Source organism: Dyella sp. 01N36 (assembly GCF_056399745.1).
In genome coordinates, this window is the sequence record NZ_JBFTRY010000114.1 from 1 (window position 1) to 11,513 (window position 11,513).

Annotated in this window: 6 protein-coding genes, 2 tRNA genes and 2 rRNA genes; 8 read left to right on the forward strand and 2 right to left on the reverse strand. The window is 59.0% G+C overall.

Annotated features, from left to right (window positions below; genetic code table 11):
• The first annotated feature begins 44 nt into the window (after positions 1-44).
• The 3 genes from AC1DMG_RS15420 to AC1DMG_RS15430 all read left to right on the forward strand — a co-directional run bounded on the left by AC1DMG_RS15420 (position 45) and on the right by AC1DMG_RS15430 (position 2,521).
• A complete protein-coding gene (locus tag AC1DMG_RS15420) occupies positions 45-815 on the forward strand; it encodes an exodeoxyribonuclease III (RefSeq protein ID WP_441601688.1) in 771 nt (256 codons plus the stop codon).
• Positions 805-2,133, forward strand: coding sequence for an AmpG family muropeptide MFS transporter (locus tag AC1DMG_RS15425; RefSeq protein ID WP_477180721.1), 1,329 nt, complete (start codon positions 805-807; stop codon positions 2,131-2,133). The genes AC1DMG_RS15420 and AC1DMG_RS15425 overlap by 11 nt, the downstream gene beginning before the upstream one ends.
• 85 nt (positions 2,134-2,218) lie before the next feature.
• Positions 2,219-2,521 (forward strand): hypothetical protein, encoded by a 303-nt coding sequence (locus AC1DMG_RS15430; RefSeq protein WP_441601686.1) that lies wholly within the window; start codon positions 2,219-2,221, stop codon positions 2,519-2,521.
• Here AC1DMG_RS15430 and AC1DMG_RS15435 read toward each other — a convergent pair whose 3' ends face one another.
• Both AC1DMG_RS15435 and AC1DMG_RS15440 read right to left on the reverse strand, forming a co-directional pair.
• Complete coding sequence (locus tag AC1DMG_RS15435; RefSeq protein ID WP_441601685.1) at positions 2,522-3,640, reverse strand: anhydro-N-acetylmuramic acid kinase; 1,119 nt, start codon at positions 3,638-3,640, stop codon at positions 2,522-2,524.
• A 4-nt stretch (positions 3,641-3,644) separates the two neighbouring features.
• Complete coding sequence (locus tag AC1DMG_RS15440; protein WP_441601684.1) at positions 3,645-5,084, reverse strand: OapA family protein; 1,440 nt, start codon at positions 5,082-5,084, stop codon at positions 3,645-3,647.
• 183 nt (positions 5,085-5,267) lie between these two features.
• On the opposite strand from AC1DMG_RS15440, the gene tyrS reads away from it, so the two are divergent.
• From tyrS to AC1DMG_RS15465, 5 genes are all read left to right on the forward strand, one after another.
• A complete protein-coding gene (tyrS, locus tag AC1DMG_RS15445; RefSeq protein WP_441601683.1) occupies positions 5,268-6,479 on the forward strand; it encodes a tyrosine--tRNA ligase in 1,212 nt (403 codons plus the stop codon).
• 470 nt (positions 6,480-6,949) lie between these two features.
• A 16S ribosomal RNA gene (locus AC1DMG_RS15450) occupies positions 6,950-8,494 on the forward strand.
• 154 nt (positions 8,495-8,648) lie between these two features.
• Positions 8,649-8,725: transfer RNA gene (locus AC1DMG_RS15455), tRNA-Ile, on the forward strand.
• A gap of 66 nt (positions 8,726-8,791) precedes the next feature.
• A tRNA-Ala gene (locus AC1DMG_RS15460) sits at positions 8,792-8,867 on the forward strand.
• A gap of 226 nt (positions 8,868-9,093) precedes the next feature.
• Positions 9,094-11,513 (forward strand): 23S ribosomal RNA (locus AC1DMG_RS15465); the annotation flags it as partial.

Sequence of the window (11,513 nt, forward strand, 5' to 3'; positions counted from 1 at the left end):
TGGTTGCTATGATGGCGCATCCCTCGCGAGCCCGGGCACCTTGTATGCGCATCATCAGTCTCAACGCCAACGGCATCCGTTCCGCCGGTACCAAGGGCGTGTTCGAATGGTTACGCCAGCAAAAGGCCGACGTGGTCTGCCTGCAGGAGACCAAGGCGCAGGAAGACCAGCTTTCCGATGCCATGTTCCGTCCCGATGGCCATCATTGCTTCTATCGCGACGCCAGCAGCAAGAAGGGCTATAGCGGCGTGGCCATCTACGCCAAGCGCGAGCCCGATGCGGTGCTCACCGAGCTGGGCTGGGATGCCTTCGACAACGAGGGGCGCTACATCGAAGCCCGCTTCGGCAACCTGAGCGTGGTGTCGCTGTACGTGCCGTCGGGTTCGTCGGGCGATGAGCGCCAGCAGTTCAAATTCAAGGCGATGGAATGGATCGCACCGATCTTCGACAAGTGGATGAAGAGCGGCCGCGACTACGTGCTGTGCGGCGACTGGAACATCGTGCGCAGCGAGCTGGATATCAAGAACTGGAAGTCCAACCAGAAGAATTCCGGCTGCCTGCCCGAAGAGCGCGCATGGCTCAACGACCTGGTCGAAAAGCACGGGTGGGTCGACAGCTATCGCACCCTGCATCCCAAGGGCGAGGACTATACGTGGTGGTCCAACCGCGGCAACGCGCGGGCCAACAATGTGGGATGGCGCATCGACTACCAGCTGGTCACGCCTGGCCTGCGCGATCGCCTGAAGCGCTGCTCGGTCTACCGTGATTCCTGGTTCTCGGACCACGCGCCGTATACCGTCGACTATGCCGACTGAGGCGGCGCCGCCCAAAAAGCAGAAGCTCGCGGTATGGCATGCGTTTACCCAGCCCGCTGCCTGGACGATGTTCCTGCTGGGCTTCTCCTCGGGCCTGCCATTCTTGCTGGTGTCCTACACCGTCGCCATCTGGCTGCGAAAGCATGGCATCGTGCTGAAGGAAATCACCATGATCGCGAGCGCGGGGATGTTCTACGCGCTCAAGTTCCTGTGGGCGCCATTGCTGGACCACGTCAGACTGCCTGGCGCCTTGGGACGGCTGGGTCAGCGGCGCAGCTGGCTGTTGCTGGCCCAGTTCGCCGTGATGGGCGGTCTGCTGGCGATGGCCAGGTTGACGCCGTCGCAATTGCCCCTGTTCGTGGCGGCGACCTTGGTCGTCGCGTTCTTCGGTGCCACGCAGGACATCGCGGTCGACGCCTATCGCATCGAGATCGCACCAACGGCCACCCAGGGTGCGTTGGTGGCTACCTATTCGCTGGGCTACCGCATTGCGCTCATCATCACCGGCGCCGGCGCGCTGATTCTGGYCGACCATCTGGATTGGCCAGTGATCTATGTCGTTTTCGCCCTGGCCATGCTGATCCCCATCTTGGCCACGCTGTTCGCGCGCGAACCCGATGTGGTTCGGACTACGCCGCCCAGCTGGGGTGCAGCGATGCAGCTAAGCGTGATCGATCCATTCGCGGATTTCTTCCGACGCTATGGATGGGCATTGGCGAGCGTCACCTTGCTCTTCATCCTGCTGTTCAAGATTCCTGAGCAGGCGACCGTGGGCGGCGTGATGGGCCCGTTCTATCTGGACATGGGGTTCACCCAGACGCAGATCGGCACGATCACCAAGCTGTGGGGCGTATGGATCGGCATCGTAGGTGTCTTCGTCGGCGGCGCGGCCGTGGCCCGCTGGGGCGCGTGGCGCAGCCTGGGGGTGTCGATGGTGTTGGCCGGAGCCAGCAACCTGGGCTATCTGTGGCTGATCGCACACCCCGGCAATCTGGCGGTGCTGACGGTGGTGATTTCGGTGGAGAACTTTACCCTCGGCGTGCTGGGTCCGCCGATCGTCGCCTATCTTTCCTCGCTGGTGAGCCGTGAACACACGGCGACCCAATATGCCTTGCTCAGCTCCATGGTCAATCTGCCGGGCAAGGTGCTGGGCTTCTTCGCCGGCGGCATCGCCATGACCACGGGCTATGGCGRTTATTTTGTCCTGACCGTGATCTCCATCGTTCCTGCCACGCTGCTGTTCACTTATCTGTGGCCTCGCTACAGCAAGGACCGCCCCGGCGATCCGGCGCCCGCTCCAAAAGAAGGCAGCGTGTGAATCAGCCAAGCGGTCGATAGTCTCGCCCTTGACCCTGTGACAAGATCAAGTCACAGGGGGCTTGTGACTGTCGGAGGAAGCGTCCGTGCCGGACCTCGTCATACGCCATATCGACAACCTTATGGCCGAGCGCATCAAGACGCTCGCCAAGGAAAGGCAGTGGTCGATCAATGACGTGGTGCTGCACGCACTGCGCCATGGCCTTGGCATGGCCTCATCCAATGTGTTCGCCGAAACCATGCTCGATCCCGGCGACCTGACCACCTTGGGCGGTCAGTGGGATGCCAAGGAAAAGGCCGCCTTCCAGGAGGCCGTGCAAGCCCTTTCCCGCGCTCCAACGGCTGCGTTGGCGCAGGCACACGGCGTGTTGGGCGACGAGAGCTTCTGATCAGCGCGGTGCGGAATAGACCGCACCGAGCACGCGCGGTCCCCGTGCCCCGGTGACCGCGGGCAGATTGCCCGGCAAGCCCAGCAGGCGTTGACGCGCGAGCCACGCAAACGCCGTGGCTTCCAGATAATCCGGATCCACGCCATGCGCGGCGGTGCTGGCCAGCGTGCGCGTACCCAGCAGTTGTCCCAGCCGCTCCATCAGTACGGCGTTGTGCACGCCGCCACCGCAGGCCAGCACATCGATAGCGGATGGCGCATGGCGTTCGATCGCCTCGGCGATGCTGCGTGCCGAGAGCTCCAGCAGCGTGGCCTGCACATCGGCAGGCGACAGCGCCGCCATGCCGGCGTGCTGTTCCAGCCAGGCGAGATGGAAGTGTTCGCGTCCCGTGCTCTTGGGCGGCGGCAGCGCGAAATAGGGATCGGCCATCAGCGCACTGAGCAAGGCCTCGTCCATGCGACCCGCGCCCGCGAAGGCGCCATTGGCGTCGTACGCCGCGCCACGATGGCGCAGATGCCAGGCATCCATCAGGCCATTGGCCGGGCCCGTATCGAACCCGAACACCTTGCCGGCCGGATCGAGCACCGTGATGTTGGCAATGCCGCCCAGATTGAGCACCACGCGCACACCGTCCGCACGACCCAGCAGCATGGCGTGGACCGCGGGAAGCAGCGGCGCGCCCTGGCCACCGGCGGCCACGTCGGCGCGGCGGAAATCAGCCACCACATCGATGCCGCAGCGTTCGGCGATCACCGAGGGATCGCCCGCCTGCAGCGTGAAAGGAAATTCGCCGGTGGGGCGATGCCGCAAGGTCTGCCCATGCGAACCGATGGCCCGAACGCGCGGCGCATGCGCCGGATTGCGGTCCAACAGCTGCTGGGCAGCTTCGGCGAAACATTGGCCGATCGCGACATCGAGACGCCCATAGGCATCCAGGTCCAATCGTGTTTCGTCCTGCGCCACGGCCAGCAGGCGCGTGCGCAACTCATCCGGCCACCGGTGGGCCAGTGCATCGACCAGCTGCGGCCTGTCGTTGTCGAAACTCACCAGCGCGGCATCGATGCCATCGGCGCTGGTGCCCGAGATCAGGCCAAGGTAAAGCGCCGTCGCGTCATCCACGGGATCAGTCGTCGTTGCGCTTGGTGCCGCTGGCCTTGGCCAGCTTCATGTTGGCGTCCAGCGTCTTCAGGCGGGCCAGCTGCGGCTGCACCACCTGCGACTTGAACTTGGCCAGCTGTGCGCCAGGCAGCGGTTCGGGCTTGGGCAGCGTCACCTTCTGCGGATCGCGCTGCACGTTGTTGACGCGGAATTCGTAATGCAGATGCGGGCCGGTGGCCAGGCCGGTCATGCCCACATAGCCGATCACTTCGCCCTGGCCCACATGCTGGCCCACCTTTTCATTGGCGAACTTGGACATGTGGCCGTAGGCGGTGCTGATCGAGCCGTTGTGCTGCACGATCACGAAATTGCCGTAGCCGTTCATCCAGCCCTTGAACTTGATCACGCCGTCGCCCGCCGCATGGATCGGCGTGCCAGTGGGTGCGGCGTAATCCACGCCCTGGTGGGCGCGCATCAGGCCAAGGATGGGATGCATGCGTGCCGCGCTGAACTGCGAGGAGATGCGGGTGAAGTCCACCGGAATGCGCAGGAACGACTTCTGGATCGGGCGGCCGTCCTCACTGAACCAGCCGTAGCTGCCGTCTTCTTTCTTGAAGCGGTAGGCGGTGTAGCGCTCACCCTGATTGACGAACTCCGCCGCCACGATGTCGCCTTCGTGCAGATAGGCGCCGTCGCGGTACACGTCGTCGTAGATCACCGTGAAGCTGTCGCCTTCGCGCAGGTCCTGCACGAAGTCGATGTCGTATTTGAACAGCTCGGCCAGCTTGAGCACCATCTGGTTGCTCATGCCTGCCTTGGAGCCGGCGGCAAACAGCGAGCTGTCGATGCTGCCATGGGCGACGTGTTCGCGATGTTCCACTTCGCGCGCTTCCGCCGTAACGGTGGCCTTGTCGGCCTCAAAGCGCATGGTGGTGCGGTTGGATTCGTCCTTGTCGAAGCGGATGCCCTTGAGGCTGCCGTCGCTGTCGAGCAGAAAATCGAATTCCTGGCCGGGGCTGATGTGGTGCAACGCCTTGGCATCGCCCGACTGGTCCACCACATGCTGTACGTCGGTGAGGCTCAGGCCCTGGCTCTGGAACAGGTCCGACAAGGTCTGGCCGGGCTGGACCTGCACGATGTGCCAATCTTCCACGGTCGCGGCCTGGGCGGCCACCGGGACCGCCTTGGGCAGTTCCAGCGGCAGCACGGCGTGCGCGGTCGAAATCGTGTCCGGGCGCATGGCGCTGGCCCAGGCGGGAATCAGGAAGCCGGAAACGGCGGTAATAAGGAGGGCGGTGCCGGCAAGAATCCAGCGCTCGCGATGCCAGCGGATAGGCTCGGCCTCACCGTGACAACCAAAGGACCAATGGGCACACCGCTCGTAAAAATGAGAGTGACGCTGCTGCGCCTTTCGACGCATAGCCTGTTTGCGCGCAGCGCGCGCGTTTTCGTTTCTCTCACCCATGCCCGGTGTTCCCCAGGTACTACATTTCTAATTGCCGCGTACCATAGCGGCCCTGTGTAAAGGGCGTCAACGCCTTTTCCATCAATGGGTTGCGATAACTTTTCGGTTAACGCACACTTAACGGAACCGGCCGGGAAGCTATGCTTTACGGTGCCGCCCAGACAACGAAAATTTGAGGAATACATGAACGAGCTTGAGCAGGCGCTGGCCACCATCGCGCGCGGCGCCGACGAAATCATCAAGCAGGAAGAGCTGGTCGCCCGCCTGAAGCTCGGTCGCCCCCTGCGCATCAAGGCCGGCTTCGATCCGACCGCGCCGGACCTGCACCTGGGCCACACCGTGCTGCTCAACAAGATGCGCCAGTTCCAGGACCTGGGACATCAGGTGATTTTCCTGATCGGCGACTTCACCGGCATGATCGGCGACCCGACCGGCAAAAACGTCACGCGCAARCCGCTTTCCCGCGAGGACGTGCTGGCCAACGCCCAGACCTACGCCGACCAGGTCTATAAGGTGCTGGACAAGGAGCGCACCGAACTGCGCTTCAATTCGGAGTGGTTCGGCCAGATGACCGCAGCCGACATGATCAAGCTGGCCGCCCAGCACACCGTGGCGCGCATGCTCGAGCGCGACGATTTCTCCAAGCGCTTCGCCGGCCAGCAGCCCATCGCCATCCACGAATTCCTCTATCCGCTGGTGCAGGGCTATGACTCAGTCGCACTTAAATGCGACGTCGAGCTCGGCGGCACCGATCAGAAGTTCAACCTCTTGATGGGCCGCGCGCTGCAGGAGCATCACGGCCAGCCGCCGCAGATCGTGCTCACCATGCCGCTGCTGGAGGGCCTGGACGGCGTCAACAAGATGTCCAAGTCGCTGGGCAACTACATCGGCATCAATGAGCCGGCCATCGACATGGTCACCAAGACCCTGAAGATCGGCGATGAGCTGATGTGGCGCTGGTTCGAGTTGCTTAGCTTCGACACCTCGCTGGATGACCTCAAGCGCATGAAGCTCGAGGTGGAATCCGGTGTGCTTAACCCCCGTGACGCGAAGCTGCAATTGGCGCGCGAATTGGCCACGCGATTCCACGGCGCTGCTGCCGCCGAACAGGCGATCGCCGGATGGCACGCCGTCGTGCGCGGCGAAGGCGATACGAGCCTGCTGCCGCTCACTGAAATTGCAGTGTCCGCGGAAGGCTTGCGTTTGCCTGCTCTACTGACCGCGGCAGGCCTCACGCCAAGCAACGGCGAAGCGAATCGCAAACTCAAGGAACGCGCCGTGCGCATCGACGCGGAAGTCGTCGAAGATGCGCAACGCGTGTTTTTGCCGGGTTTTGAAGGGGTTTTGCAGATCGGCAAGCGCAACTTCGCGCGCGTGTTGTTGACGCTCGCATGAGTTGATCGCGATGACGCAACGTCATCGCGATGCATCCATCAACAGAGTTTCGCGTGAGAACAACGTCTTACGCGAAACATCAAAAATAATTTCAAAAATTGCTTGTCAAAGGTGGGGTGCCTGCCTATTATTCGCCTCCCCGCCGCTGGCAGCGTCTTCCAACGGCAACAACGACAGCAAAAATTCTTCGCTGAAGGTGTTGACGGACAGGGARAACGATGTAAGATGAGCGGCTCACTCGGAACGAAATGTTCCAACGCAGAAACGGCAACGTACTGCAAGTGATTGAGATCTTTGACAGTGTGCGCAGGTGACTTGTGTGGGCGTCTTGCGACGGACGATTGAATGTCCAATATATGCAAGCGTCTAACCTAAGAGTCAATTCAAAAGCTTGACGTTTATGGTTAGGAACAACGCTTCAGAAAGATAGATCGAGTGACTGCCTTCGGGTGGACATGAGGTCGAAAACTTAAGTGAAGAGTTTGATCCTGGCTCAGATTGAACGCTGGCGGCATGCCTAACACATGCAAGTCGAACGGCAGCACAGCAGTAGCAATACTGTGGGTGGCGAGTGGCGGACGGGTGAGTAATGCATCGGGATCTACCCAAACGTGGGGGATAACGTAGGGAAACTTACGCTAATACCGCATACGTCCTACGGGAGAAAGCGGGGGACCGAAAGGCCTCGCGCGGTTGGACGAACCGATGTGCGATTAGCTAGTTGGTAGGGTAATGGCCTACCAAGGCGACGATCGCTAGCTGGTCTGAGAGGATGATCAGCCACACTGGAACTGAGACACGGTCCAGACTCCTACGGGAGGCAGCAGTGGGGAATATTGGACAATGGGCGCAAGCCTGATCCAGCAATGCCGCGTGTGTGAAGAAGGCCTTCGGGTTGTAAAGCACTTTTATCAGGAGCGAAATACTACTGGCTAATAACCGGTGGGGCTGACGGTACCTGAGGAATAAGCACCGGCTAACTTCGTGCCAGCAGCCGCGGTAATACGAAGGGTGCAAGCGTTAATCGGAATTACTGGGCGTAAAGCGTGCGTAGGCGGTKAKTTAAGTCTGTYGTGAAATCCCCGGGCTCAACCTGGGAATGGCRATGGATACTGGMTMGCTAGAGTGTGATAGAGGATGGTGGAATTCCCGGTGTAGCGGTGAAATGCGTAGAGATCGGGAGGAACATCAGTGGCGAAGGCGGCCATCTGGATCAACACTGACGCTGAGGCACGAAAGCGTGGGGAGCAAACAGGATTAGATACCCTGGTAGTCCACGCCCTAAACGATGCGAACTGGATGTTGGTCTCAACTCGGAGATCAGTGTCGAAGCTAACGCGTTAAGTTCGCCGCCTGGGGAGTACGGTCGCAAGACTGAAACTCAAAGGAATTGACGGGGGCCCGCACAAGCGGTGGAGTATGTGGTTTAATTCGATGCAACGCGAAGAACCTTACCTGGCCTTGACATGTCTGGAATCCTGCAGAGATGCGGGAGTGCCTTCGGGAATCAGAACACAGGTGCTGCATGGCTGTCGTCAGCTCGTGTCGTGAGATGTTGGGTTAAGTCCCGCAACGAGCGCAACCCTTGTCCTTAGTTGCCAGCACGTAATGGTGGGAACTCTAAGGAGACTGCCGGTGACAAACCGGAGGAAGGTGGGGATGACGTCAAGTCATCATGGCCCTTACGGCCAGGGCTACACACGTACTACAATGGTCGGTACAGAGGGTTGCAATACCGCGAGGTGGAGCCAATCCCAGAAAGCCGATCCCAGTCCGGATTGGAGTCTGCAACTCGACTCCATGAAGTCGGAATCGCTAGTAATCGCAGATCAGCTATGCTGCGGTGAATACGTTCCCGGGCCTTGTACACACCGCCCGTCACACCATGGGAGTGAGTTGCTCCAGAAGCCGTTAGTCTAACCGCAAGGGGGACGACGACCACGGAGTGGTTCATGACTGGGGTGAAGTCGTAACAAGGTAGCCGTATCGGAAGGTGCGGCTGGATCACCTCCTTTCGAGAACGACATCTTTCTTCCCCGCAAGACGTCCACACAAGACACCTGCATTTTTACGCGACATCCGTGTCGCGGAAAGCGATCATCGCGCGCTTCGTAGCTTTGCTGCTACGGATCGTGTTTCGCTTTTCGTGAACGACGGAAATGATTTCCCGGGTCTGTAGCTCAGGTGGTTAGAGCGCACCCCTGATAAGGGTGAGGCCGGTGGTTCGAGTCCTCCCAGACCCACCATCACCGGATTTTGCCGAGTCATCGGCAAGAGCCCGACCATCCCTGGTCGGACTTCTCACAAAGTCTGGGGCCATAGCTCAGCTGGGAGAGCACCTGCTTTGCAAGCAGGGGGTCGTCAGTTCGATCCTGACTGGCTCCACCATTGTCGACGTAAAAATGGCAGCGCACACATAAGATTTTAGAAAACGAGGCGGCATTGAGGCCGTTCTTGTGTTCATTGAAAACGTAAACGAGTGACAAGCGTCTTGGTTCGAAACCGAATCGAGATGTGTCGTTGAGGCAATTAAGCGAACGCGTTGTTTGGACAGTACGATGATTATCACCTCGTAAGTGATGATGATCGGCCCTGAGGCGACTTGGGGTTATATGGTCAAGCGACTAAGCGTATACGGTGGATGCCTTGGCAGTCAGAGGCGATGAAGGACGTGGCAGCCTGCGAAAAGTGTCGGGGAGCTGGCAACAAGCTTTGATCCGGCAATGTCCGAATGGGGAAACCCACTCCGCAAGGAGTACTGCATGATGAATACATAGTCATGCAGAGCGAACCCGGGGAACTGAAATATCTAAGTACCCGGAGGAAAAGAAATCAACCGAGATTCCGTCAGTAGCGACGAGCGAACGCGGACTAGCCCAAAAGTTTCTAGTGTTTTAGCCGAACGGTTTGGAAAGGCCGGCCATAGCGGGTGATAGCCCCGTAGGCGAAAGGGCATTAGAGATGAAATTGAGTAAGGCGGGGCACGAGAAACCCTGTCTGAATATGGGGGGACCATCCTCCAAGGCTAAATACTCCTGACTGACCGATAGCGAACTAGTACCGTGAGGGAAAGGCGAAAAGAACCCCGGAGAGGGGAGTGAAATAGACCCTGAAACCGTATACGTACAAGCAGTGGAAGCCCGCAAGGGTGACTGCGTACCTTTTGTATAATGGGTCAGCGACTTACTGTCAGTGGCAAGCTTAACCGTATAGGGGAGGCGAAGGGAAACCGAGTCTGAATAGGGCGCATAGTCTCTGGCAGTAGACCCGAAACCGAGTGATCTATCCTTGGCCAGGTTGAAGGTGCGGTAACACGCACTGGAGGACCGAACCCACATCTGTTGCAATAGATGGGGATGAGCTGAGGATAGGAGTGAAAGGCTAAACAAACTCGGAGATAGCTGGTTCTCCTCGAAAGCTATTTAGGTAGCGCCTCGTATGAATCTTCCTGGGGGTAGAGCACTGTTATGGCTAGCGGGCCATCGCGGCTTAGTAAACCATGGCAAACTCCGAATACCAGGACAGAATGTACGGGAGACACACGGCGGGTGCTAACGTCCGTCGTGAAAAGGGAAACAACCCAGACCCGCAGCTAAGGTCCCCAAGTTATCGCTAAGTGGAAAACGATGTGGAAAGGCATAGACAGCCAGGAGGTTGGCTTAGAAGCAGCCACCCTTTAAAGAAAGCGTAATAGCTCACTGGTCGAGTCGGTCTGCGCGGAAGATTTAACGGGGCTAAGCGATACACCGAAGCTCGGGGTGCATTACTTTGTAATGCGCGGTAGAGGAGCGTTCCGTAAGCCTGTGAAGGTGGATTGAGAAGTCTGCTGGAGGTATCGGAAGTGCGAATGCTGACATGAGTAACGATAATGGGGGTGAAAAGCCCCCACGCCGAAAGCCCAAGGTTTCCTCGCGCAACGTTCATCGGCGCAGGGTGAGTCGGCCCCTAAGGCGAGGCAGAAATGCGTAGTCGATGGGAAGCAGGTTAATATTCCTGCACTTGTCTGTAGTGCGATGTGGGGACGGAGAAAGTTAGGTCTACCGGGCGTTGGTTGTCCCGGGGAAAGGCGGTAGGCATGAAGCGTAGGCAAATCCGCGCTTCTTTATGCCGAGCACCGAGACGAGTCCTATTGGACGAAGTGACTGATACTACGCTTCCAGGAAAAGCCACTAAGCTTCAGCTACAGAGAAACCGTACCGTAAACCGACACTGGTAGGCAGGGTGAGAATCCCAAGGCGCTTGAGAGAACTCGGGTGAAGGAACTAGGCAAAATGGCACCGTAACTTCGGGAGAAGGTGCGCCCTCCGACGTGGTCACATGCGTGACTGAGCGTTAGAGGGTCGCAGTAACCTGGCCGCTGCGACTGTTTATCAAAAACACAGCACTCTGCAAACACGAAAGTGGACGTATAGGGTGTGACGCCTGCCCGGTGCTGGAAGGTTAATTGATGGGGTCAGCCGCAAGGCGAAGCTCTTGATCGAAGCCCCAGTAAACGGCGGCCGTAACTATAACGGTCCTAAGGTAGCGAAATTCCTTGTCGGGTAAGTTCCGACCTGCACGAATGGCGTAACGACAGCGGCGCTGTCTCCACCCGAGACTCAGTGAAATTGAAATCGCTGTGAAGATGCAGCGTTCCCGCGGCAAGACGGAAAGACCCCGTGAACCTTTACTATAGCTTTACACTGAACGTTGAGTTCTTCTGTGTAGGATAGGTGGGAGGCTATGAAACCGAGACGCTAGTTTCGGTGGAGCCATCCTTGAAATACCACCCTGAAGTGCTTGACGTTCTAACCTAGGTCCGTAATCCGGATCAGGGACCGTGTATGGTGGGTAGTTTGACTGGGGCGGTCTCCTCCCAAAGAGTAACGGAGGAGCACGAAGGTACGCTCAGCGCGGTCGGACATCGCGCACTGTGTGCAAAGGCATAAGCGTGCTTGACTGCGAGATCGACGGATCAAGCAGGTACGAAAGTAGGTCTTAGTGATCCGGTGGTTCTGTATGGAAGGGCCATCGCTCAACGGATAAAAGGTACTC